Source organism: Sphingomonas sp. KR3-1 (genome assembly GCF_040049295.1).
GTDB lineage: Bacteria > Pseudomonadota > Alphaproteobacteria > Sphingomonadales > Sphingomonadaceae > Sphingomonas.
Window position 1 is genome coordinate 101,798 of record NZ_JBDZDQ010000002.1, and the last position, 24,207, is coordinate 126,004.

At 68.6% G+C, this 24,207-nt stretch carries 15 protein-coding genes; 7 read left to right on the forward strand and 8 right to left on the reverse strand.

What is annotated here, in order from left to right; translation table 11 throughout:
* Positions 1 to 83 precede the first annotated feature (83 nt).
* Both ABLE38_RS12550 and ABLE38_RS12555 read left to right on the forward strand, forming a co-directional pair.
* Positions 84 to 2,351 carry a glycoside hydrolase family 3 N-terminal domain-containing protein gene (locus ABLE38_RS12550; protein ID WP_348974566.1) on the forward strand — a complete coding sequence of 756 codons (2,268 nt, stop codon included), beginning with the start codon at positions 84 to 86 and terminating at the stop codon, positions 2,349 to 2,351.
* A gap of 68 nt (positions 2,352 to 2,419) precedes the next feature.
* Positions 2,420 to 3,655 (forward strand): MFS transporter, encoded by a 1,236-nt coding sequence (locus ABLE38_RS12555; protein ID WP_348974567.1) that lies wholly within the window; start codon positions 2,420 to 2,422, stop codon positions 3,653 to 3,655.
* Positions 3,656 to 3,964: 309 nt separating this feature from the next.
* Here ABLE38_RS12555 and pgmB read toward each other — a convergent pair whose 3' ends face one another.
* The 3 genes from pgmB to ABLE38_RS12570 all read right to left on the reverse strand — a co-directional run bounded on the left by pgmB (position 3,965) and on the right by ABLE38_RS12570 (position 8,197).
* On the reverse strand, positions 3,965 to 4,594 hold the full coding sequence (gene pgmB, locus ABLE38_RS12560) for a beta-phosphoglucomutase (RefSeq protein WP_348974568.1): 630 nt from the start codon (positions 4,592 to 4,594) through the stop codon (positions 3,965 to 3,967).
* Complete coding sequence (locus ABLE38_RS12565; protein WP_348974569.1) at positions 4,588 to 6,810, reverse strand: glycosyl hydrolase family 65 protein; 2,223 nt, start codon at positions 6,808 to 6,810, stop codon at positions 4,588 to 4,590. The genes pgmB and ABLE38_RS12565 overlap by 7 nt, the downstream gene beginning before the upstream one ends.
* A 349-nt stretch (positions 6,811 to 7,159) precedes the next feature.
* A complete protein-coding gene (locus tag ABLE38_RS12570) occupies positions 7,160 to 8,197 on the reverse strand; it encodes a LacI family DNA-binding transcriptional regulator (protein WP_348974570.1) in 1,038 nt (345 codons plus the stop codon).
* 210 nt (positions 8,198 to 8,407) lie between these two features.
* Here ABLE38_RS12570 and ABLE38_RS12575 point away from each other — a divergent pair, with 210 nt between their 5' ends.
* The 5 genes from ABLE38_RS12575 to ABLE38_RS12595 all read left to right on the forward strand — a co-directional run bounded on the left by ABLE38_RS12575 (position 8,408) and on the right by ABLE38_RS12595 (position 15,740).
* Positions 8,408 to 10,726: a TonB-dependent receptor gene (locus tag ABLE38_RS12575; protein ID WP_348974571.1), complete on the forward strand. Its 2,319-nt coding sequence runs from the start codon at positions 8,408 to 8,410 to the stop codon at positions 10,724 to 10,726.
* Between the two features lie 67 nt (positions 10,727 to 10,793).
* A complete protein-coding gene (locus tag ABLE38_RS12580) occupies positions 10,794 to 11,537 on the forward strand; it encodes a TetR/AcrR family transcriptional regulator (RefSeq protein WP_348975208.1) in 744 nt (247 codons plus the stop codon).
* An 81-nt stretch (positions 11,538 to 11,618) separates the two neighbouring features.
* On the forward strand, positions 11,619 to 13,229 hold the full coding sequence (locus ABLE38_RS12585) for an AMP-binding protein (RefSeq protein ID WP_348974572.1): 1,611 nt from the start codon (positions 11,619 to 11,621) through the stop codon (positions 13,227 to 13,229).
* Positions 13,226 to 14,008, forward strand: a complete 783-nt coding sequence (locus ABLE38_RS12590; protein ID WP_348974573.1) for an SDR family oxidoreductase — start codon at positions 13,226 to 13,228, stop codon at positions 14,006 to 14,008. Before ABLE38_RS12585 ends, ABLE38_RS12590 begins: the two co-directional genes overlap by 4 nt.
* A gap of 10 nt (positions 14,009 to 14,018) precedes the next feature.
* Positions 14,019 to 15,740, forward strand: coding sequence for an acyl-CoA dehydrogenase (locus tag ABLE38_RS12595; RefSeq protein WP_348974574.1), 1,722 nt, complete (start codon positions 14,019 to 14,021; stop codon positions 15,738 to 15,740).
* Here ABLE38_RS12595 and ABLE38_RS12600 read toward each other — a convergent pair.
* From ABLE38_RS12600 to ABLE38_RS12620, 5 genes are read right to left on the reverse strand one after another with little or no spacing between them, the layout of a single operon-like run.
* Entirely contained in the window at positions 15,737 to 17,203 is a 1,467-nt protein-coding gene (locus ABLE38_RS12600; RefSeq protein WP_348974575.1) for an MFS transporter, read from the reverse strand. The genes ABLE38_RS12595 and ABLE38_RS12600 overlap by 4 nt on opposite strands.
* Complete coding sequence (locus ABLE38_RS12605) at positions 17,200 to 19,281, reverse strand: glycoside hydrolase family 97 protein (RefSeq protein WP_348974576.1); 2,082 nt, start codon at positions 19,279 to 19,281, stop codon at positions 17,200 to 17,202. Before ABLE38_RS12605 ends, ABLE38_RS12600 begins: the two co-directional genes overlap by 4 nt.
* 9 nt (positions 19,282 to 19,290) lie before the next feature.
* Positions 19,291 to 20,910 (reverse strand): alpha-glucosidase, encoded by a 1,620-nt coding sequence (locus tag ABLE38_RS12610; RefSeq protein WP_348974577.1) that lies wholly within the window; start codon positions 20,908 to 20,910, stop codon positions 19,291 to 19,293.
* Positions 20,907 to 22,688 (reverse strand): alpha-amylase family glycosyl hydrolase, encoded by a 1,782-nt coding sequence (locus ABLE38_RS12615; protein ID WP_348974578.1) that lies wholly within the window; start codon positions 22,686 to 22,688, stop codon positions 20,907 to 20,909. Before ABLE38_RS12615 ends, ABLE38_RS12610 begins: the two co-directional genes overlap by 4 nt.
* Positions 22,685 to 24,187 carry a tryptophan halogenase family protein gene (locus ABLE38_RS12620; protein WP_348974579.1) on the reverse strand — a complete coding sequence of 501 codons (1,503 nt, stop codon included), beginning with the start codon at positions 24,185 to 24,187 and terminating at the stop codon, positions 22,685 to 22,687. Before ABLE38_RS12620 ends, ABLE38_RS12615 begins: the two co-directional genes overlap by 4 nt.
* Between the last annotated feature and the right edge of the window lie 20 nt (positions 24,188 to 24,207).

Genomic DNA, 24,207 nt, shown 5'->3' on the forward strand with positions numbered 1-24,207 from the left:
CCAGTGGTGCGCCGGTGCAACAGGTCGGTAATCGAGTGAGATCCGGGCGCCTCCGTACGGGGTGTCGGCGTGGGAGAGCGTAGGTGAAGCAGGCGGAAATGGCGGATGCCGTAGCGCGAATCGACCGGCGGACGTTGCTGGCGGGATCGGCACAGGCTGCACTGCTCGCGCTGCTGCCGGGCACGGCGCGGGCGGCGTCGGCGCGGGTCGAAGCGCTGATCGCGCGGATGACGATCGCGGAGAAGGCCGGCCAGCTCAGCTGCTTCAACGATGAGATCCGCCCGGTGGGCGCGGTGTTCAACCCCGTGGTCGATCCGCGGGGCGCGGAAGCGATGCTCGCCGATATCACGGCCGGGCGCGTGGGCATGCTCTTCAACGGCTATGGCGTGGCGGGCGCGCGGCGGGCCCAGGCGGCGGCGCTCAGGAGCCGGCTGGGCATCCCGCTCGTCTTCGCCGCCGACGTGATCCATGGCTGCCGGACGATCTTTCCGATCCAGTTGGCCGAGGCGGCGGCGTTCGATCCCGAGCTTTCCGAGCGCGCGGCGCGGGCAGTGGCGGAGGAAGCGAGCGCCGGTGGGCTGCACTGGACCTTCGCGCCAGTGGTCGATGTCGCACGCGACCAGCGCTGGGGGCGGGTCGCCGAGGGGGCGGGAGAGGATGTGCTGCTCAACTGCCAGCTCGCCGCGGCACGGGTGCGCGGCTTCCAGGGCAGGGACCTGCGCCGGCCCGACAGCCTGCTCGCGACACCCAAGCATTTTGCCGGCTATTCGGCGGTGCGCGGCGGGATGGAATATGCCGCGGTCGACATGAGCGTGGCCGAGCTGCGCGAAACCTACCTGCCCGCCTTCGCCGCGGGCTTCGGCGCGGGCGCGGGCGCGACGATTGCGTCGTTCACCGATTTCAACGGGGTGCCGGCGACGGCGAACCATTGGCTGCTCACCGAGATATTGCGCGGCGGGCTCGGCTTCGCCGGCGTCTGCGTCTCCGACTATGACGCCGACCGCGAGCTGATCGCGCATGGCGTGGCGGCGGACGAGGCCGATGCGGCGCGGTTGGCGATACTCGCCGGCATCGACGTCTCGATGCAGAGCGGGTTCTACAACAAGCACCTCCCGGTGCTCGTGGCTGAAGGCAAGGTGCCGATGGCGCGGGTCGACGAGGCGGTGCGGCGGGTGCTGGTGCTCAAGGAAGCGCTCGGGCTGTTCGACGATCCGTTCCGCTCGCTCGATGCGGCGGCCGAGAAGAAGCGCACCGCGACGCCGGCGATCAAGGCATGCGCCCGCGACGTGGCGACGCGCGCGATCGTGCTGCTGCGGAACCGGGAGGGCCTGCTGCCCTTGCCACGGACGGGCAAGAAGGTCGCGCTGATCGGCCCGTTTGGCGCGGACAAGGCCAGTCTCAACGGGCCCTGGTCGTTCGCCGGGGATGCCAGGGACGGGATCGACCTGGCGACCGGCATCCGCGCGCTGCTGGACGGGCAACTGGTGGTCGAGGCCGGAAGCGGGGTGCACGACGCGCTGCCCGGCGGGATCGGGCGCGCGGTGGCGGCGGCGCAGGCGGCGGATGTGGTGCTGCTCGCGATCGGCGAGGCGGGCGACATGTCGGGCGAGGGCAACAGCCGGGTCGAGATCACCGTGCCCGCGGCGCAGCAGGCGCTGGCCGAGGCAGTTGCCGCGACCGGCACGCCGGTGGTGGTGCTGCTCAAGAGCGGCCGGGCACTGGCGCTCGAAGGCGCAGTGCGCGATGCGCCGGCGCTGCTCTGCACCTGGTTCCTCGGCGAGCAGACCGGCCCTGCCGTCGCCGACATCTTGTTCGGCATCCGCGAGCCCACCGGCCGCCTGCCGGTGAGCTTCCCGCTGGCGACGGGGCAGCAGCCCTGGTCGTACGATCATCGCAGCACCGGGCGGCCGGCGGGCGACGGTGACCCGATGGAGCCGGGGCGCAGCCATTGGCGTGACGCTCCGGACCGCGCGCTGTTCCCGTTCGGCAGCGGGCAGGGCTATACCCGGTTCGCGCTCTCCAGCCTCGATGTGCCGCGGCAGGTGACGAAGGGCGAGGCCGTGGTGGTGCGGGCGAGCATCACCAATGTCGGCAAGCGGCGGGGCGAGGCGTTCGTCCGCGCCGATATCCACGACCGGGTCGCCAGCCGGACGCGGCCGGTGCGGCAGATGAAGGCCTATGCCCGGGCCGTGCTCGATCCCGGCGAGCACCGGGTGGTGACGCTCTCCATTCCCTACCAGGCGCTGGCGCTGGTCGCCGCCGATGGGCAGTGGCGGGTCGAGCCGGGCGCGTTCGACCTGTGGGTGGTCGCAGGGGATGCGGAACTCCACAGCCAATTCGAGGCGGTGTGACGTGCGCATTGAAATGCATTGCACGATCTGCTTGGCTCGCGCGTGACAGAGAGACGGAGAGGATCACAATGAAGCGCGCAGCCTGGGCGGTACCCGCCCTGATCACCAGCTACGCCCTGCTCGGGCTGCTGATGAACAGCGTCGGCACGGTGATCCTCCAGTCGATCGCGCATTACGGCGTGACCAAGCCGCACGCCGCGACGCTCGAGGCGTGCAAGGACCTGTCGGTGGTCGTTGCCTCCTTCCTGTTCGCGACGACCTTGCCGCGCTTCGGCTTCAAGCGCGCGCAGATCGGGGTTATGCTCGCAGTCGCCGCGGGCGCGGTGGCGATCAGCTTCGCGAACAGCTTCTGGACGATGCAGCTCTTCTTCGTGCTGGTCGGGCTGTGCTTCGGCATCGCCAAGGTCGCGACCTACAGCTCGATCGGGCTGGTCCGCCCCGATCCGGCGCGCCACGCCAGCCTGACCTCGCTGATCGAAGGCGTGTTCATGGTCGGCATCCTGGCGGGCATCTGGCTGTTCGGCTGGTTCATCGGCCAGGACACGACCGGCCAGGGCTGGCTGGGCGTCTACCGGGTGATCGCGGTGCTCGCCGTCCTCGCCGCGATCCTCTGGTGGTTCGCCGACCTCGACGAGGGCGCAGCGAAGGCGGTCGAGGGGCAGGCGCCGGGCTACCGCGACGCGCTCGCGCTGATCGCGCTGCCCTCGACGATCGCGTTCCTGACGGCGATCTTCCTCTACGTCCTTGTCGAGCAGGGAGTCGGCACCTGGCTGCCGACCTTCAACAACCAGGTGCTGCACCTGCCCGGCGCGATGAGCGTGCAGGCGTCGAGCATCTTCGTTGCGGCACTTGCGGTCGGCCGGCTGAGCGCGAGCGGGCTGGTCGCGCGGCTCGGCTGGCTCAAGCTGCTGCTCGGCTGCCTGGCGCTGATCGCGGCGCTTGTGCTGCTCACCCTGCCGACCACGCGGGGGCTGCAGCCGCGCGCCGAGATGGGCTGGTTCGATGCGCCGATCGCTGCGTACATCTTCCCGTTGATCGGGGTGTTCATGGCGCCGATCTACCCGATCGTCTCCTCGGTGGTGCTGAGCGCGCTGCCGCGGGAGCGCCACGCCGCGATGGTCGGGCTGATGGTGATCTTCTCCGCGCTGGGCGGGACGATCGGATCGATGATCACCGGCTTCGTGTTCGACCGCTTCTCGGGCCAGACCGCCTTCTACCTGGTGCTGGTGCCGCTGGTGCTGATCGCGGCGGCGCTGGTGCGGCTCGAGCGGCTGACGCGGAAGCAATCCTACGCGGCGGGCTGAGGCGACTCGGCAAAGTTCACGAAATACACGCCAAGGACGCGTTTTCGGCGTGCTTGCGTTGACACAGTTCCCGGGAACGCTGCGCATCTCGCAACATCCTTGCGCGAGCGGGATCCTATCTTTCCAACATTCAAAGAGCGGCCAAGGCGAACCTCGACCGAGCGAGCCAAGCAGACGAAATCCTACATTTCAAGAAGATGGTTCCCCGGGGAAGGCCGGGCCAGGCAAGCGGCCCGATACGGGGCCCTCACCGGGGAACTGAGTTCCGCCACCCCCAGGGTATGGGGGAAGGGTGGCGGGAGGGAGCGGTCAGGCCGAATAGTCGGCGAGGTCGAAATCGGCGATCGCGGGGATCTGCCAGTCGGCATCGGGCAGGTCGCCGACGCCGACGGCCTTCATGCCCGCGGCGTGGATCGCCTGGACGCCGGCCGGGGCATCCTCGACCCCCAGCGTCTCGGCGGGCCGGATGCCCAGCGCCTGCGCGGCCGCGAGGAAGATGTCCGGCGCGGGCTTGCCGGCGGCCAGGCTGGCGGGATCGATGATCGCGTCGAAAAGCTCGGCGACCTGCATCCGCGCGATCAGCAGCGGCGCATTGCGGCTGGCCGAGGCGAGCGCGATGCCGAGCCCGGCAGCGCGGCACTGCTCGAGCGCGTCGCGGGCGCCGGGGAACAGGTCCGCGGGGCCGAAATGGGCGATTTCCTCGAGATACCAGTCGTTCTTCAGCGTCGCGAGGCGGATGCGCTCGGCCTGGTCGAAGCCGGGCAGGTCGCCGAGGATCAGCGCGAGGCTGCCCATCCGGTCGACGCCCTTCAATGCCTCGTTCGCTTCCTCGTCGAACGGGATGGCGAGCATGTCGGCGAGCTTCTTCCAGGCGCGGTAATGCGCGCGGGCCGTGTCGGTCAGCACGCCGTCGAGATCGAAGGCGGCGCCCTTCAGCATGCCAGCGGCCCGGTCCAGCTCTCACCGGCGGCCAGGGCGATGGCCGCGTCGTGGTGGCCGATCACGATGTCGGGCCCCGAGACGGCGCGGTAGGTGATCCGGTCTTCCGCCACCTCGACGCGGACCAGCGTGCCACGCCAGGTGAGGCCGAAGCTGTAGCCGGGCCAGGCGGCGGGGCGAGTGGGGCGGAAGCGGAGCGCGGGGCCATCGGGGCGGAAACCCGCGAACCCCCAGACCAGCGCCAGCCAGGAGCCGGCCAGCGCGGCCATATGGACGCCGTGGCCGGTGTTGCCGTGGCGATCGTCGACATCGACCAGGCTGGTCTCGGCGAAGAACTTCAGCGCCTGCGCCTCATGCCCGACTTCGTTCGCCAGGATCGCGAAGGTGGAGGCGGAGAGGGTGGAATCATGCGTGGTGATCGGCTCGTAATGGTCGAACACGCGGCGCTTGCGCTCGGGCGAGACGCCCTCGCCGGCCAGCACCATCGCGAGGACGATGTCCGCCTGCTTGGAGACCTGATGCCGGTAGAGCGTCATCGGGTGATAGTGGAGCAGCAGCGGGAACTCGGCCGCCGGCGTGCCGGGCACGTCCCAGCGCGGCTTGTCGAGGAAGCTGGCGTCCTGCGCGTCGAGGTTGCGCGCGGCGTCGAAGGGCAGGTGCATCGCATCGGCGGCGCGGGTGAACTCGGCGAGCTCGTCCTGCCCCAGCGCCATCTCGGCGGCGAGCGCGGTCCAGGCTTCCGGCGCCAGTTCGGCGACGCGGGCAGCACTGGCGACCGCAAGGCGCAGATGCTTTTGCGCCATGCGGTTGGTGTACCAATTGTCGTCGATCAGCGCGGTATATTCGTCCGGGCCGGTGACGCCGCGCAAGTGGAACTGGCCGTCCGCCCAGTCGCCGAGCGCGAGCCAGATGCGGGCGGTCTCGACCAGCATGCGGGCGCCATGCTCGACCAGGAAATCCTCGTCGCCGGTGGCGTCGACATAGGCACCGATCGCAAAGGCGATGGCGGCGTTGATATGATATTGCGCCGATCCGCTCGGGTAGTGCGCCGAGCATTCGCGGCCCTCGATCGTCCGCCAGGCATAGAGCGCGCCCTTGCGGTGATCGAGCGCGCGGGCATTGGCGAAGGCGGCGTCGAGCGTGCTGGCGCGGTAGACGAGCATCGCGCGGGCGATGTCGGGCGCGAGCACTGAGAGCACCGGCAGCATGAACGCCTCGGTGTCCCAGAAATAATGGCCCTCATAGCCTTCGCCGGTGAGACCCTTGGCGGCGGCGCTCGAGCGGCCGTCGCGGCCGGCCGAGGCGAAGAGGTGGAACAGGTTGACGCGCAGCGTCGCGGCGAGACGCGGCTCGCCGGCGATGGCGAGATCGGCGCCGGCCCAGAAGCGCGTCAGCAGCCCGGCCTGCGCCTCGGCCATGGCGGGGAAGCCGGCGGCGAGCGCGCTGTCGGCGAGCGCGGCGGCCTGATCGGCAAGGACATCGGAGGCGTTGCGCCCGGTGGCGAAGCCGGTGGCGACGAGCAGCCAGCCGTCCTCGTCGCGGCTGCGCTGGACGGCGGCGACGCCGATGCCGCTGCCGGGCAGGCGCTCGACCACGATATCGTCCGCCGCCTGTTCGGTGGCGAAGCCGCGCGAGGCGAGGTTCACGCCGATGCGCGGGTCGTCGGACTGCTTCGCGCCGCTGGGGGCGGGGGCGAGGCGCGGGTGGAGCGTGACCACGCCTGCGCCGTCGAACTCGGCCTGGAAGCGGCGGAGGAGCAGCGTGTTGCCGCACAAGGGCACGAGCCGCTCGCTGCGGATGCGGAGCAGCCGGCCATCGGGGAAGGACCAGCGCGTCTCGCGGCGCAGCATGCCGGCGCGCAGGTCGAGCGTGCGGCGGGTGGCGGAGCGGAGTTCGCTGAAATCGATTGCTTTGCCGTCGAGCCGGACCTCGATCCCCAGCGCCTCGGCGACGGGGACGCGCGAATCGGAGGTGGCGGCGAAGCCCTTCAGCTTCTCGTGATAATGGATCGGTGCCTGCTCATAGGCATGGGCGAGGAAGGTGGTGGCCTCGGCACGCTCCTCGATGGCGCCGCGCACACCCAGCGCGCCGTTGGAGAGGGCGAGGATCGTTGCGGCCCAGCCTTCGCGCGCGGGGTCGTCGCCGATCACATCGAGCGACCAGCCATCCTCCGCGAAGAGCACGCCATCGTCCACGCCGTTCAATACTCGAGCCAACACCCGCTCCCCAACTCTTATGGAAATTGCGATACGCGCCCTTTGATATCGTTTTCAAGGATAAAGGATCAGGGGCGGCTGCGGCGGTTGTCGGTTTCAACTATTCTTGTCCGACAGGCTGCAGTTTGAGCGCCCGAAAGGGAGGGGCTGGGGTGGGTTGTGAGCGCAGCGGGCTCAGCCGACCGGCAGGTGGAACAGAAAAGACCGGGCCTCGAGCCCGGCCTTTTCTAACCCACCCCTAACCCCTCCCTTGCAGGGAGGGGCATAAGTCCGGCGTTTCAGCGACTAACCCAGGATCCCGGCTTTCGCCGGGATGACGGATATGAGGCGGGATGATCGGCATGGCGCCCTAGGTATCGCGGACGACGATCTCGGTGGGGAGCGTGGTCGAGCGCGCGCGGCCGCCATCGACCTGCTGCATCAGCTTCTCGACGAGCAGCGCGCCGGCGACGTCGGTCTTCTGGTTGATCGTGGTGATCGCCGGGCTGAAATGCGCGGCCGGCGGGATGTTGTTGTAGCCGACCACCGAATAATCGCGCGGCGCGGCGAGGCCGCGCTCCTTGAATGCGCCGATCACGGCCATGGCGGCGGTGTCGGAGAAGGCGAAGACGGCATCGGGCTGGCGGCCGGCGGCGAGATAGGCAGTGACCGTGTCGGCGGTGGCGTGAAAGGCCATCGAGGCGATCGGCAGGAAGTCGATCGTGACCTCGTCATGCCCCTTGGCGGCGGCGCAGAGCCCCTCGTAGCGCAGGCGCAGCTCCTCGTGGCGGATGTCGCCGACGAACAGCCAGTGCTTGCGCTGCTTCGCCAGGAAGTGCCGGCCCGCCAGCTCGCCGCCGAGGAAATTGTCGCTGCCGATCGCGCAATAGCCCGCATCGCCGGCAACCGCGCCCCAGACGACGAGCGGCACGTCGGCGCGGCCGAGCTCGCGCAGCATCGCGTCGCGCGTGCCCTGGCCGAGAACGATGAACCCGTCGGCCCCGCGCGCCTGGTAGAAGTCGCGAAAGGCGCGGACGTCCTCGAGGCCGGGCGGCGAGAGCAGCAGGTCCTGGTTGCGGATCGACAGCGCCTCGGACACGCCAGCGAGCAGCTCGAAGATGAAGGGATCGCCGATCGCGCCGTGCCGGTGCGAGCCGAAATCGAGCATGACGGCGACGGTGTTGGTGCGGGTGTGGCGCAGCTTGGCGGCGTTGCGATTGACCGCATAGCCATGGGCCTGGGCCACCGCCATCACCCGCTCGCGGGTCTCCTCGGTCACCAGCGGGCTGCCGTTGAGGACGCGCGAGACGGTGGGCGTGGAGACCTGCGCCAGCCGGGCGATATCCTGCATGGTGAGCCGAGCGCCAGGCTTGGCGGGGCGTTCCCGGGTGGCGTTCTTCTTCGTCATCGTAACGCCTTATTGCCTGACAATCGCGCCGCATCAAACGGAACGCGTGCGATCTGCAAGAAAGGCATTTCAGACAGGGCGAGCTTGCCCGCCTTCCTGGAATACTGACTTACTCGAAAGTCAGTATTGACTCCTTCCCGGCGCCGATGCCATGTTTCGCCCGATCGCGGAACAGCGCCACCAAAGGCGCGGCGGCGACAAGGAGGGGATATGAACCGATTGGCCTACACGACCTCGCTGCTTGCCCTGGCGGCAGCGGCCACGCCCGCTGCCGCGCAAACCGCGGCCACAAATGCTACCGCGCAGACTGCCGCGCCGGACCAGACTGCACCCGCATCCAAGGACCAGGCCGGCGAGGCGCATGATCCGGACGGAATCATCGTCACCGCGACGCGGCGCAACGAGCGGCTCCAGGACATTCCGCTCAGCGTCACGGCCTTTTCGCAGGAAGAGCTGACGCAGAAGGGCATTGTCGGCTTCGAGGGCATCGCGCGCGAGACGCCGGGCGTCGCGCTCAACAAGGCGAGCGACAACAATGCCCGCTTCACCACGCGCGGCATCTCGACCAATGGCTGGGGCGCGGGGCTGCAGACGACCACGACGGTCTATCTCGACGAGCTGCCGCTCACCACGATCGGCAACTCGATCACGCTCGATTCCAACCTGTACGACGTCGAGCGGGTGGAATTCCTGCGCGGACCGCAGGGGACGCTGTTCGGATCGGGCTCGCTCTCGGGCGCGCTGCGCATCCTGACCAAGAGCCCGAATTTGAAGGACTTCGACGCCTCCGGCCTGGTCGATATCGGCTGGACGCCCGATGGCGGCGGCATCCGCCAGCGCTACAATGGCATGCTCAACGTGCCGCTGGTGACCGACAAGATCGCGCTGCGCGCCGTCGGCTATTACCGGCACGAGGACGGCTATATCGACAATATCGGCACCGGCCAGAAGAACGCCAACACGCTCAAGGGCTATGGCGGCCGCGCGGCGCTGCTGTTCAAGCCCAGCGACCGGCTCAGCATCAAGCTGATGGGCGCATACGAGAATAGCGGCCCCGAGGACGCCTCGATGGTCACGCCGTCGCTGGGCGACCGCAAGCGCTACAGCCTGCGCCCGGACCGCTACACCTCCGAGACGCAGATCTACAACGGCACGATCGATTACGACTTCGACTTCGCGCATCTGGTCAGCTCGTCGACCTGGTCGGTGAACAAGGGCGATTTCGACGTCGACCTGGGCGGCACCTTCGGCGCGACGCTGCCGATCCCGTTCCTGATGGACGACGACTACCAGACCAAGACCTTCGTCCAGGAGACGCGGCTGGTCTCCAAGTCGAGCGGGCGCGGGCTCGATTGGGTGATCGGCGGCTTCTACATGCACCGCGACCTCGATCTGGCCGGGCGCTACCAGTCGACCCCGGCGTACCTCACCGCCAAGGGCATCACCGGGCTGACCGATTCGGTGTTCCAGGCGTTCGGCAGCAACACCAAGAACTACGAGCTCGCCGGCTTTGGCGAGCTGACCTATCACCTGACCGACCAGCTCTCGGTCAGCGGCGGGCTGCGCTACGGCAAGTACGGCGCGACGGTGACGACCAATCCGGGCTTCAACACCGCCTATTTCACCTATGCGCTGTTCGGCATCGCCGGGCCGCTGGCGATCGTGCCCAATGGCGCGTCGACCGCCAAATACCCCTCGGCCGAGCGGGCATCGTGGAAGGCGAGCCTGACCTGGCGCCCATCGCGCGACCTGACCACCTATGCCACGGTCTCGACCGGCTATCGCACGCCGGTGTACAATGCGCGGGCCGGCAGCGTCAGCGTGATCAATCCCGCCGACCTGGTGATCCCGACCGGCGCGACCTCGGACAACCTGACCAACTACGAAGTCGGCGTGAAGGGGCGCTGGCTGGGCGGGCGGCTGACTGCGGCGCTGGCCGCCTATTATATCGACTGGCGCAACATCCAGGTGCAGGCGAACCGGCTGTCGGACTCGGTGCAGTTCGCCACCAATGTCGGCGCGGCGCGCAGCCAGGGCCTGGAGGCGGAGATCAGCTTCACCCCGACCACGGGGCTGACCTTCGGGCTGAACGGGTCGCTCAACGACGCCAAGGTGACCAAGCTCTCGCAGCAGGAATCGCAGATCTCGGGCGCGGTGCTCGACCAGCGGCTGTCCTCGCCGCATGTCCAGGGCTCGTTCTTCGGCACCTACAGCTACGGTTTGGGCGGCAGCGCCAAGGGCTTCAGCAGCTTCCAGATCCAGCATGTCGGGTCGTTCCCCAACATGTTCCCCAACACGCCGGGGACCCTGGGGGTGCGCAGCCCGCTCTACGACTTCACCGACACCTATACGGTCATCGGCCTGCAGACCGGCGTGACGGTGAAGGACGTCAACGTCACGCTCTATGTCGAGAATCTCGGCAACAGCCGGGCAGTGACCTACATCCATCCCGAAGCATTCGTGTACAGCCGCTATGCGATCCTGCGGCCGCGCACCTTCGGCGTGCGCCTTGGCTACAACCTGTGGTGAGGCGCGCGCGCATCGGCCGGGGCATCCGCCCCGGCCGCGCAACTCCGGGGAGCAGGCGTTGACGCATATGTTGCGGGACGGCACCGTCCCGAAGATGAGCAGCATCGATCGAGCAGAGCCGGACGCGGCCCCGGCAGCCCCGCGCCCGCGCAACCACAAGGCGCGCGTGCGCGAGGAATCGATCGAGCGCATCCTCGATGCCGCCGAGCAGCTGTTCGCCGAGTTCGGCTATCACGGCGTGACGGTGAAGGACGTCGCCAAGCGCATCGGGGTCAGCTCGGCGCTGATCCACTATCATTTCGACGGCAAGGAAAGCATCTACGAGGCGATCTGGGCCCGCAAGGCGCCGATCTCCGCGCACAACCGGCTCGCGGCGATGCGCCGCTATGCCGAGGAAGCCGGCGACAACGTCACCGTCGAAGGCGCGCTGGCCGCCTGGATCGAGCCGGACCTGAACGTCCATATCGAGAATCACGACTATTGGGCGGCGATCGGCAAGATCAGCGCGCAGGCGAACAGTGCCGCGGGCTGGGGCGCCGAGAAGATGACCAAATATTACAACCCCGTCGTGCTCGCGCTGATCGACCTGCTCAAGAAGGCGATGCCCGATTGCGACGAGGCGACGATCTTCTGGGGCTATCACTTCCTGTCGGGCGCGATGACGCACAACATGGCGCAGACCGGACGGCTCGACGAGCTCTCGCACGGCCTGTGCACCTCGGACGATTTCGCTTCGATCAAGCGGCACATGGCGAAGTTCATGGCCGCCGGCTTCCACGCCATCTGCCAGGGGCCGTCCCAGGGCAGATAGGCACGCACAACCCGACCCGGCGCTCCCCTCTGCAGCATGGCGCTGCGGGGAACGGCGTGCTGCGTCCCGAAGAGGTACCGAATGACCACCGCCCTGCACGCCGGCACGATGCAGCCCTATGCGCTGACGCTGGACCAGTTCATCGATCATGCCGCCAAATGGCATGGCGCCGCCGAAGTGGTCACCGGCGGCATTGGCGGGGTGACCGCGCGGGTCGGCTATGCCGGCCTGCGCGATCGCGCCAAGCGGCTCTCCGGCGCCTTCCGCGCGCTCGGGCTGGCGGCGGGCGACAATCTGGGCGTGATGGCCTGGAACAGCCAGGCGCACATGGAATGCTGGTACGGCGCGGTCGGGATCGGGATCGTCTGCCACACGCTCAACCCGCGACTGGCGCCGGCGCATCTCGCGACGATGATCGCGCGGGCGGGCAACCGCGTGCTGGCGGTCAGCCCGGACCTGGTGGCGCTGGCCGAGCAGCTGGTGCCGCTCTGCCCGAGCCTCGCGCACATCATCGTGCTCGACGAGCCCGGCGTGGCGAGCGTGCTGCCGGCATGCGGCGGGGTGACCGGCTGGCGCTACGAGGAATTGCTCGACCGCCACGGCGCGGAACTGCCCTGGGGCGGGTTCGACGAGAATGCGCCGGCCGGGCTCTGCTTCACCTCGGGCACCACCGGCATGCCCAAGGGCGTGAGCTACACGCACCGCTCCAACTATCTCCACACGCTCCACCAGCTCCAGACCGATGCGAGCGGGCTGAGCGGGCGCGACACGCTGCTGGTCGCGGTGCCGATGTTCCACGCCAATGGCTGGGGCTTTCCCTTTTCGGGCCCGGCATGCGGCGCGAAGCTGGTCTTCCCGAGCCGCTACCAGGACGGCGCCAGCCTTGCCCGGCTGATCAACGACGAGCGCGTGACGATGGCGGTGGGCGTGCCGACGGTGTGGCTCGGGCTGGTCGATCATCTCGACGCCACGGGCGGGGAGGTGCCGTCGCTCGAGCGGGTGATGCTCGGCGGATCCGCGGTGCCCCAGGCGCTGATGGACCGGTTCGAGCAGAGGCTGGGCGCGATCGTGCAGACGAGCTGGGGAATGACCGAGCTCTCGCCGCTCGGCACCACCACCCCGGCGAACGTTCCGGTCCGCAGCGCCACCAAATCGGGCCGGCCGCCGCTCGGCGTCGACCTGCTGCTGACCGATGCCGAGGGCGTGGCGCTGCCAGAGCAGCGCGGGCCGGAAGGGCGGCTCAAGGTGCGCGGTGCGAGCGTGGTCGAGCGCTATTTCGGCGAGGACGCGCCGGCGGTGGACGCTGCCGGCTGGTTCGACACTGGCGATCTGGCGGTGATCGATCGCGACGGCAATGTCAGCATCACCGGGCGGGCCAAGGACCTGATCAAGTCGGGCGGCGAATGGATCAACCCCGGCGAGATCGAGGCGATCATCGGCGCGCTACCCGGGATCGCCCAGGTCGCGGTGATCGGCCGTGCGCATCCCAAATGGGGCGAACGGCCGATCCTGGTGATCGAGCCGGGCAAGGGCGCCGCGATCGCCGACGAGGCGCTGCTCGAGGCGTTGCGCGGACAGGTCGCCAGCTGGTGGCTGCCCGATGCGATCGTCCGGCTTGCGGCGATGCCGCTCGCGCTGACCGGGAAGATCGACAAGGCCCGGCTGCGCGCCGAGCATGGGGCGGCAGCATGAGCGGGGCGCTTGGCGGATTGTTCGACCTGACCGGCCGCGTGGCGATCGTCACCGGCGGCTCGCGCGGGCTCGGGCTGCAGGTCGCCCGCGCGCTCGGCGAATATGGCGCATCGCTGGCGATCGTCGCGCGCCGGCAGACGGAGCTGGATGCCGCGGTCGAGGCGCTGGCTGAAGCGGGATATACCGCGAGCGGCTTCGCCGTCGATCTCGGCACGCCGGCCGCGGCAGTGGAGCTGACCGAGCGCGTGCTCGCCCAGTTCGGGCGGATCGACGTGCTGGTGAACAATGCGGGGGCCACCTGGGGCGCGCCTGCGGAAGCCTATCCGCTCGAGGGCTGGAACAAGGTGATCGACCTCAACGTCACCGGCCTGTTCCTGCTCACCCAGGCAGTGGCGCGCACGGCGTTCCTGCCGCAGGGCAAGGGCGCGGTGGTCAACGTCGCGTCGATCGAGGGGCTGCTCGGCCATCATCCCGACCGGCTCGGCACGATCGCCTACAACACCGCCAAGGGCGCGGTGATCAACATGACCCGCGCGCTCGCCGCCGAATGGGGGCCGCGCGGCATCCGGGTCAACGCGCTGGCGCCGGGCTTCTTCCCCTCCAAGATGACCGCGGCGACGCTTGACGCGCACGGGGCCGAGATGCTGCACCAGACTCCGCTCGGCAAGCTGGGCGGCGAGACCGACCTGATGGGGCCCGCGCTCCTCCTCGCCTCCGATGCCGGGGGCCATATCACCGGCCAGACCATCGTCGTCGATGGCGGCATGACCATCGTTTGAAGGTAACCCCATGCTGCTCGACCGTCGCGATATCGACTTCCTGCTCCACGACTGGCTGAACGCCAGCGCGCTGGCCGACCGCGCGACTGTGGATGCAATCCTCGACTTGTCGGAGAAGCTCGCCGCCGAGCAGTTCCTGCCGCATTACAAGCGCAGCGACGTGGAGGAGCCGTGGCTCGACGAGGCGGGGCAGGTCCATATCTGTCCGGCGATCGGCGAGGCGCTGGCGCATTATGCCGAGCTCGGCCTGTTCGCCGCGGGCTTTCCGGAGGAACAGGGCGGGCTCGGGCTGCCCTATCTGGTCTGTGCGGCGTCCTTCGCGTTCTTCGCCGCGGCCAATGTCGCGACCGCGGCCTATCCGATGCTCACCGTCGCCAATGCGCGGCTGATCGCGGCCTTTGGCAGCGAGGTGCAGTTCGAGGCCTTTGCCCGGCCCGAGATCGAGGGGCGCTGGTTCGGGACGATGTGCCTGTCCGAGCCCCAAGCCGGATCGAGCCTCGCCGATGTGCGCACCCGAGCGGTGGCGGACGGGGAGGACCTGCTCGGCGCGCGCTACCGGCTGACCGGCAACAAGATGTGGATCTCGGGCGGCGACCAGGATGCGAGCGGCAACATCGTCCATCTCGTGCTCGCCAAGGTGCCCGATGCCGCGGGCGTTCTGCCGGAGGGGACCGCGGGCATCTCGCTGTTCATCGTGCCCAAGATCCTGCCCGACGGCAGCCGCAACGACGTGCGCGTCGCCGGGCTCAACCACAAGATGGGCTATCGCGGCACCGCCAATTGCCTGCTCAATTTCGGCGAAGAGGGCGGGGCGACCGGCTGGATCGTCGGCGCGCCGGGCGAGGGGCTGCGCCAGATGTTCCAGATGATGAACGAAGCGCGGATCGGCGTCGGCATCGGCGCGGCGGCGCTCGGCTATCGCAGCTATCTGCTCTCCGCGCGCTATGCCCGCGAGCGGCTGCAGGGCCGGTCGGCCGGGGTGCGCAGCGGCGCGCCGGTGGCGATCATCGAGCATGCCGATGTGCGCCACATGCTGCTGCGGCAGAAAGCCTATGTGGAAGGCGCGATGGCGCTCTGCCTCTATTGCGCGCGGCTGGTCGATACCGCCGAGGACAATGGAGAGGATGCCGCGCTGCTCGGCCTGCTCACCCCCGTCGCCAAGACCTGGCCATCCGAGCATGGCCTTGCCGCCAACGACATCGCGATCCAGATCCATGGCGGCTACGGCTATACGCGCGACTTCGATGTCGAGCAGTTGTGGCGCGACAACCGGCTGAACCCGATCCACGAGGGCACCACCGGCATCCAGGCGATCGACCTGCTCGGCCGCAAGATCCTGGGTGATGGATCGGGGCTGCCGGTGCTGAGCCTGCGGATTGCGCAGGCAGTGAAGGCGGCGCGCGCGGTGCCGGCGCTCGCGCGGCATGCCGATGCGCTTTCGGCATCGCTGCAGCGCGTGACCGACACGATCGAGCTGCTGCGCGGTGGCAATCGCGCCGCGGCCGCGGACAATGCCACGGCATTCCTCCAGGCGTTCGGCCAGGTCGTGCTGGCCTGGCTGTGGCTCGAGCAGGCGGTCGTGGCCGATGCGGTGGGCGGCGAGATGGCCGAGGGCAAGCTGCGCGCCTGCCGCTATTTCTTCGAATGCGAGCTGCCCAGGGCCGACCTGTTGCTCGGCTTCGTCGCCTCGGGGAGCGATGTCGCGTCAGGCGCGCCGACGCGGATCTTCTAGGCTTCGCGCACCCGGAGCGTCGCCAGCGCGGCGAGCAGCATCACTGCGGCGGCGATCGCCATCGTCCAGATCGGCTGACCCGGGAACAGGTGGCGCATCACCGTGCCGATCACCGTCGCCACCAGCAGCTGGGGAATGACGACGAAGACGTTGAACAGGCCCATGTACACGCCGAGCTTTGCCTGGGGCAGCGCCGAGGCGAGGATCGCATAGGGCATGGCGAGGATCGAGGCCCAGGCCACGCCGATGCCGATCTCGGCGAGGAGCAGCGCCTGCGGGTCGCGGATCACCAGGAAGCTCGCATAGCCGAGCGCGCCGAGCGCGAGCGCGATCGCATGCGTCCTCACCTTGCCGAGGCGACGGGCGAGGGGGCGGAGCACGAACAGCGCAGCGAGCGTGGCGACGGCATTGTAGGCGGCGAAGAGGATGCCGACCCAGTTGCCGGCCTCGTTATAGCCGGCGCTGCTGCTGTCGGGCGCGTGGAAGACATATTGGGCGACCACCGGCGTGGTGTAGATCCACATGATGAACAGCGCGGACCAGCTGAAGAACTGGACCAGCGCGAGCCGCTTCATCACCGCCGGCATGCCCGAGAAATCGGCCATCAGGTCGCCGAGCAGCCCGGTGCCGCTGGTCAGCGCCGTGACGATCCTGGCGGCGCCATAGGCGGCGAGCAGCCCGGCGAGGAGGTAGAGTTCCTTCTCGAGCCCTAGCGCGAAGACCAGCAGGCCGAGCACCGCGCCGCCGATGAGCCAGGGCAGGCCGGCGCCGGCCTTGGCGGGCGGGGCCGGTTGCGGCGCGGGGGCGGGGCCGTCGAACGCCAGGATCTCGCCGGGGGAATGTTCGCGGGTGGTGAGCACGGTCCACAGCACCGCCAGCAGCAGCGCCGCGCCGCCGAGGTAGAAGCTCCAGCGCACCGTGTCGGGCAGGCCGCCGCCGGGGGCGGCATTGGACACGCCGAGATGGTCGAGCAACCAGGGAGTGGCGGAGCCCATCACCGCGCCTGCGCCGATGAACGCGGTCTGGATCGCATAGCCGGCAGTGTGCTGTTCCTTGTCGAGCATGTCGCCGACAAAGGCGCGGAACGGCTCCATCGAGACGTTGAGCGATGCGTCGAGTATCCAGAGCAGCAGCGCCGCGGCGAGCAGCGCCGGCGCGTTGGGCATGGCGACCAGCGCCAGCGTCGCCAGCACCGCGCCGGCGAGGAAATAGGGGCGGCGGCGGCCGAAGCGGCCCCAGGTCCGGTCCGAATAATGGCCGATGATCGGCTGGACCAGCAGCCCGGTCAGCGGCGCGGCGATCCACAGCAAGGCGAGGTCGTCGATGCTCTCGCCGAGCGACTGGAAGACTCGGCTCATGTTCGCGTTCTGCAGCGCGAAGCCGATCTGGATGCCCAGGAAGCCGAAGCTGATGTTCCACAGCCCGGCAAATCCCTGGCGCGGGCGGCCCGCCGATGTCGTCACCGGCGGCGCGCCTTTTTCGGGCTCGCGACGAAGCGGATCGCCTCGCCGCCGCCCGGCGCAAGCGCGATCGTCAGCGTGTCGCCCTTCTTCACCTGGCGCGTCTCCATCGTGATCGATTGGCGGGCGTCGGTGCGATAGTCGGCGCCGGGGCCGTCGCGATAGATCTCGGCGGTGTAGCTGCGCCCGGCGTCGAGGAAGTCGAGCGTGACGACCGAGCTGCGCGCCTGCTCGTCGCCGACCGCGCCGAGATACCAGTCGTCGCTGCCCCTGGCCTTGCGCGCGAAGGTCGCATAGTCGCCGACCTCGCCGTTCAGCACGCGGGTGTCGCTCCAGTCGGTCGGCACGTCGCGGATGAACTTCATCTCGCCGGGGTACTTGGCGTAGTTCTCGGGCGTGTCGGCGGCCATCACCACCGGCGAATAGAGCACGACGTAGAGCGCGAGCTGCTTGGCGACGGTCGACTGGATGTCCGAATTGTCCGAGCCCTTGAGGCTGAGCACGCCGGGGGTGAAGTCCATCGGCCCGCCGAGGAACTGGGTGAAGACCATGTTCGCCTCATGCTCGGGCGGATTCTTGCCACCCCAGGCGTTGTATTCCATGCCCCGGCCGCCCTCGCGCGCCACCCAGTTCGGCCAGGTGCGGCGCAGGCCGGTGTCCTTCACCGGCTCATGGCTGTCGATCGAGACGTGATAGTTGGCGGCGGTGGTGACGACGCGGAGGTGGTGGTTCACCATCCACTGGCCCTCATGCCATTCGCGGTGCTGCGAGCCGTCCGGATCGACGCGCTCGATCTGGCCGGCGTCCGTCACATAGCCGGTCTTGACCACCGGGATGCCGTGGTCACGGGCATAGCCGAAAGCGCGGTCGAGCTGGCTGTCGTAATGGCTGGCCGAGCCGCCGGTCTCGTTATGGCCGATCAGATAGACGCCCTTGGCCTTCGCATAGCGCGCCAGCTCGGCGGCATCGAAATCCTCGGTCGGCTGGTCGAAGTTCATCGCGTTGCCGTTGCCGAACCAGTTGCCGTCCCAGCCGACATTCCAGCCCTCGACCAGGACGCCGGGGATGTGGTTGGCGGCGGCGAAGTCGATATAGGCCTTCACATGCGCGGTGGTGGCGCCGTGCTTGGGCCCGCGCGACCAGGTCCATTCGCCCTTGATCATGTTCCACCACACGCCGACGAACTTGCCCGGCTTGATCCAGGAGACGTCCCCAAGCTTGTTCGGCTCGTTGAGGTTCAGCGTCATCCGGCTCGCGGCGTAGAGCCCGGCCGCGTCGTCGGCGATCGCGATCGTGCGCCACGGCGTCGAGAAGCCGGCATCGCGCGAGACCTTGGGGGCGCCGGCACCGGGGGTGAGCGAGGCCTTGAAGGTGTTCCCCTCGGCCCGCTGCAGGTTCATCGCGGCATAATCGACCAGCGCCGCCTCGTGCAGCGCGACATGCGTGCCGTCGGCGAGCTTGACCGTCATCACCGTCTGCGCGGTGCCGACCGCGTCGAGCGCGGTCTTGTTGTAGAGATATTCCTCGCGGTTCCACAGATAGGCGGGCTTCCACCAGGCGGTGCCTGGCTCCGCGAAGGCGAACTCGGTCAGCTCGTCGGCGATGTTGGCGTGATGCAGGTTGGGCTGGTCGGGCAGCGTGTAGCGGAAGCCTACGCCATCGTCGAAGATGCGGAAAGTGACGTCCATCTCGCGCTTGAGATCGGCCTTTTCCCGAAGACGAACCGTCATCTCGGTGTGGTTGTCGCGGACCGTGGTCCATTCGCCAAAGGGCTGGGTCCAGCTCGTGTCGGACTTGTCGCGCTTGATCTCGACCAGGCTCATGCCGCGATCGAGCTTGGGCGCGTCGGTGAACAGGAAGCCCAGGCGGCTGTCGCTCAGCAGCGGCTTGCCGGCGCGCTGGACGGCATAGCTCGCGCGGCCCTCGCTATCGAGGCTGATCGTCACGCTGAGCTTGCCGTCGGGCGAGGCGGCGCGGGCGACGACATTGCCATCCTGCTTCTGCGACAGATCGTCCTGGGCGAGCGCGGGGGCGGAGAAGGTGAAGGCAGCGAATGCCAGCGCGATGGGGGCGAGCTTCATGGGTTCTCCTCAGGCTTCGAAACGGGCGATCAGCCCGGAATGGGGGACAAAGGCCCAGGCGTCCACCATGCCGGTGGCGAGCAGGCTGTGCCATCGTGCCGGGTCGGCGGGTGCCCAATGCTGCGCAGCATCGCCCAGGTTGAAGACGCAGAGCAAGCGCTCGCCCTCGGCCGCGCGCTCGAAAGCGATCAGCTCGCCCGGCGCATCGATGAACGCGATGTCGCCAGTGCGTAGCGCGGGCGAGGCGTTTCGGAAGGCGAGCACCTGGCGGGTCCAAGCGAGGTGCGAGGCCGGATCGGCATCCTGGACGTCGATCGCGAGCCTGTCGTGGTTGGGGCCGAGCGGCAGCCAGGGCTTGCCGCTGGTGAAGCCGAGTTGCGGCGCCCCGGCTTCCCACGGCATCGGCGTCCGCGCGCCGTCGCGCGACAGCGTGCGCGGCCAGTTGGCGATCGCCTCGGGATCCTGCAGCGCCTCGAACGGGATCTCGACCTGGTCAAGCCCCAGCTCCTCTCCATAGTACAGGAAGATGTTGCCGCGCAGTGCGGCGAGCAACAGCATCTTCATGCGGGCGAACGCGTCGGCCTGCGCGGGCGCCGCCCAGCGCGAGACGGCACGGGGCGCGTCGTGGTTCTCGAATGCCCAGCTCGGCCAGCTGCCGCCCGCGGGCCAGTTCTGCAGCGCCGCGCGCACCGCCGCCGCGGTCAGCTTCGGCGCGTAGAGGAAGTCGAAGCCATAGGCGGTGTTGAGCCGGTTGTCGCCGGCGGTGAACAGCTTCATCTCGCGGTCCGCATCCGCCCCGCCGACCTCCGCGACGGTGAAGCGATCGGGATAGGCATCGAACACGCCCCGCAGCCGCTCGAGAAAGCCGGGGATGTCGGCATGGCTCTGGTTGTAGATGTGCTGCTGGAAGTCGAACGGGCGGGTGCGCGGCTTGCCGTCGTCAGGCGCCGGCGGATTGTCGCGGAATTCGGGATCGTGCATCGAGAAGTTGATCGCATCGATGCGGAAGCCGTCGACGCCGCGATCGAGCCAGAAGCGGGTGATCGCCAGCAGCTCTTCCTGCACTTCGGGCAGGTGACAGTTGAGCTGCGGTTGCTCCTTCAGGAAATTGTGCATGTAATATTGGCCGCGCCGCGCGTCCCAGGTCCAGGCCGGGCCGCCGAAGACCGACTGCCAGTTGGTCGGCGGCGAGCCCTCGGGCTTGGCATCATGCCAGACATACCAGTCGGCCTTGGGATTGTCGCGGCTGGCCCGGCTCTCGACGAACCATGCATGTTCGTCCGACGTGTGCGCCCAGACCTGGTCGATCAGCACGCGCAAGCCGAGCGCATGGGCGCGGGCGATGAGCGCGTCGAAATCGGCGAGTGTGCCGAAGATCGGATCGACGTTGCGATAGTCCGCCACGTCATAGCCGAAATCGGCCATCGGTGATTTGAAGAAGGGCGACAGCCAGATCGCATCGACGCCCAGGCCCGCGACATAGTCGAGCCTCGCGGTGATGCCAGGCAGGTCACCGATCCCGTCGCCGTTCGAATCGAAGAAGCTGCGCGGGTAGATCTGGTAGATCGACGCGCCCCGCCACCAGGGCTGTGCATTCTGAGGTTCCGCCTTCGCGGCAAGCTGGTTCACTGCTGGGTCTCCGCCGCGCACACCGCATAGCCGAGCGGTGGCAGGGTGATGGTCAGGGAGCCGGGGGCGCTGGCCGTGGCGGCGCAGTTTCCGGCAAGGGGATGGAAACGGATGGAGCGCGTCTCGACCTGCACCTGGCGGGTCAGCGGCTCGGTGGACGTGTTGAAGGCGAGCAGCACTTCGCCGCCGGTGACGGGATCGAAGCGCGAGATGGCGAGCAGACCGGGCTTGTCCTCCCGGGCGCGCAGCAGCTGGCGGCCGCGGGTCAGCGCCGGCGTGGCGGTGCGCAGGCGGGCCAGCGCGGCGATCTCGCGAAAGAGCGCGCCGCTTTCCTCGAAGCGCGGGGTTGCGGTGGTTGCGGTGCTGCCGACCAGCCTGTGCGCGTTATACTGCTCGACCTTGCTGCCGAACTGGTCCTCGCGCGCATCGACATCGTTCGCGCCGCCCGAAAAGCCCTGCTCGTCGCCCGCATAGATCACTGGAACCCCGCGCAGGGTGAGCAGCAGCGCGTTGGAGAGGAGGACGCGCTGGAGCACTTCCGCCTCGCTTGCCTGGGGGAATGCCTTGCGGACGAACCAGGCAAAGCGGCCATTGTCGTGATTGCCGGTGAAGGTCGGCAGGATCGCGGCGGTGTCGGCGCCTCCGGCATAAAGCACATCGCCGTCGAACAGCGTCTCGAACACGTCGGTGCCCTTGGCCCCGGCGACGCTGTCGAGCACCGCCTGGCGGAAGGCGAAGTCGAGGACGGAGGGGAGCTTGGCGGTGATCGTGTGCGCCGCCTGGGCCGCCGGATCGGCGACTTCGCCGAAGATGTGGAAGTGCGCGATGTTCCTCGCTTTTGCCCGTTCGAGCATTGCGGGGACGAAGGCCGCCCAGAATTCCGGGTTCACATGGCGCGCCGTGTCGATGCGGAAGCCGTCGACGCCGAAGCGATCGATCCAGCTGCCATAGATCTCGATCATCCCCGCAAGCACGCGCGGATGCTCGGTCATCAGATCGTCGAGCCCGATGAAGTCGCCCATCGTCGAACTCTCTCCCGCAAAGGTCGAGTCGCCGCGGTTATGATAATAGATCGGCTCGTTGAGCCAGACCGGATGCTTGGCCGCCCTTTCCGCATCGGGGACGAAGGGCGTGTAGGCGTAGCGCGGGTCGGTGAGGTGGGCGAAGTTCGCCGCTGTCCCGATCGCATCGCCTGCGAAGCCCGGGTTGATCGGGGCGCCGTGCACGCCGCCCCGACGCGCATATGGATAGTCGGCGCGGCTGCGATAGGAGCAGGCGCCGCATTCGCGATACTGGATGACATCGGCCGTGTGGTTCACGACGATGTCCATGTAGAGCTTCATGCCGCGGGCATGCGCCGCGTCGACCAGCGCCTTGAAGTCCGCGTCCGTTCCCAGATGCGGATCGACATGGGTGAAATCGGTGATCCAATAGCCGTGATAGCCGGCGCTCTGCTGGCCGGCGGCGCCCTGAACGGGCTTGTTGACGAAGATCGGCGCGACCCAGATCGCCGTGATGCCGAGCGACTGGAGATAGGAGAGCTTGCTAGCCAGGCCCTTCAGGTCCCCGCCGTGATAGTAATGCGCGTCCGAAGGATCGAAGCCGGTCTTGCTGCGGCCGCCGGTAAGGCCGCCGCGGTCGTTCGCGGAGTCGCCATTGGCGAAGCGATCGGGGAGGACGAAGTAGATCACCTCGTCCTGGGGCAGGCGGGCGCGGTAGTCCTGCGCGGCGGCTGGAGCCGAACCGAGCGCCAGGAGAAAGGCAAAAGCGTGCTTCATGTCTTAACCCCCGCACAATGCTGCGCCACGTACGCAGCATGATCGGGCATCTGGGCGACTTCGCGGGCGTTCAGCGCCTCGACCAGCTCGAGATATTCGGCGACCTGCTCGCGCGGCACGGCATCGGCGAGCGGATGGTGGCCTTGTGCGGCGATGCCCTGGCCGGCGAGGACCTGGAGCCAGGCGACTTCGCTGAACAGGTCCGCCTCGCCGCGGACGAGCTGGCCGGCGGCGCGCCAGAGCGCGACCTTGTGTTCGAGGCCCTCGGGCAACGGGACTTCGCGGCGCTCGCGCCAGAAGGGTTCGTCGCGGTCGTTCGCCCAATAATGCAGTACTAGGAAGTCGCGGACGCGGTCATATTCGAGATGCGTCTGGCGGTCATATTCGTCGCGCTGGACCTGACTGACCCCCGCGCCGGGGAGCAGCTTGAGGATCCGCTCGATGCCCGACTGGATCATATGGATACTGGTCGATTCGAGCGGCTCGAGGAAGCCGCTCGCCAGGCCGAGCGCGATGACGTTGTGCTTCCAGAAGCCCTGCCGCTTGCCGGCGGTGAAGCGCAGCCGACGGGGATCACCGAGCGCGGGTTCGTCGAGCCCGGCGAGCAGACGGGCGGCGGCTTCGTCGTCGGAGAGATGCGCGCTGGAATAGACCAGGCCGTTGCCGGTGCGGTGCTGCAGCGGGATGCGCCATTGCCAGCCAGCGCCATGCGCGGTGGCGCGGGTATAGGGCGTGAAGTCGCGGGCACGCGCGCTCGGCACGGCCATGGCGCGGTCGCAGGGGAGGAGGGCGCTCCAATCCTCGTAGCCGGCGCCCAGCGCCTCGCCGATCAGCAGCGCGCGGAAGCCGGTGCAGTCGATGAACAGGTCGCCTGCGACTTCGCGCGCGCCGTCAAGCCGGAGAGCAGTGACGTCGCCGCTCTCGCCATCGCGTTCGATCGAAGCAATGCGCCCCTCGATCCGCTCGACGCCGCCGCTCTCCGCCAGCTCGCGCAGGAACTTCGCATAGAGCCCGGCGTCGAAATGGAAGGCATAGGGCATTTCGGGCAGCATCCGCGCCGTCCGTGCCGGGCCGCGCTGCATGCGGTTGGCCAGCGCCGCGGCATTGTTGAGCGAATAGCCGGCGAGCGGCCTGGACAGGCCCTCGGTGAGCCCGCGCAGCCAGATATGGTGGAAGGCGAGCAGCCCATTGTCGCGGCCGACATCGCCGAACGCGTGCATGTAGCGCCCGCTTTTGGTCCAGCCGACGAACTCGATAGCGAGTTTGAACGAAGCCTGGGTAGCGGCGATGAACTGGTTCTCGTCGATGCCGAGGCTGGCGTTGAACAGCCGGATCTGCGGGATCGTCGCCTCGCCGACGCCGACCGTGCCGATCTCCTCGGACTCGACCAGCGTGATCCGGTAGCGGGGGCCGAGGAACCGCGCGAAGGCCGCCGCGGCCATCCAGCCCGCGGTGCCGCCGCCCGCGATCACGATCCGGATCGGCTGCTCACTCTGCACGTCGGCCTCTCGACAAAAAC

Bases quoted from the DNA above. Each gene is read 5' to 3' on its own strand.
- ABLE38_RS12555 (WP_348974567.1), top strand. From the start codon at position 2,420: ATGAAGCGCGCAGCCTGGGCGGTACCCGCCCTGATCACCAGCTACGCC.
- pgmB (WP_348974568.1), bottom strand. From the start codon at position 4,594: ATGCTGAAGGGCGCCGCCTTCGATCTCGACGGCGTGCTGACCGACACG.
- ABLE38_RS12570 (WP_348974570.1), bottom strand. From the start codon at position 8,197: ATGACGAAGAAGAACGCCACCCGGGAACGCCCCGCCAAGCCTGGCGCT.
- ABLE38_RS12575 (WP_348974571.1), top strand. From the start codon at position 8,408: ATGAACCGATTGGCCTACACGACCTCGCTGCTTGCCCTGGCGGCAGCG.
- ABLE38_RS12580 (WP_348975208.1), top strand. From the start codon at position 10,794: ATGTTGCGGGACGGCACCGTCCCGAAGATGAGCAGCATCGATCGAGCA.
- ABLE38_RS12585 (WP_348974572.1), top strand. From the start codon at position 11,619: ATGACCACCGCCCTGCACGCCGGCACGATGCAGCCCTATGCGCTGACG.
- ABLE38_RS12590 (WP_348974573.1), top strand. From the start codon at position 13,226: ATGAGCGGGGCGCTTGGCGGATTGTTCGACCTGACCGGCCGCGTGGCG.
- ABLE38_RS12595 (WP_348974574.1), top strand. From the start codon at position 14,019: ATGCTGCTCGACCGTCGCGATATCGACTTCCTGCTCCACGACTGGCTG.
- ABLE38_RS12605 (WP_348974576.1), bottom strand. From the start codon at position 19,281: ATGAAGCTCGCCCCCATCGCGCTGGCATTCGCTGCCTTCACCTTCTCC.
- ABLE38_RS12615 (WP_348974578.1), bottom strand. From the start codon at position 22,688: ATGAAGCACGCTTTTGCCTTTCTCCTGGCGCTCGGTTCGGCTCCAGCC.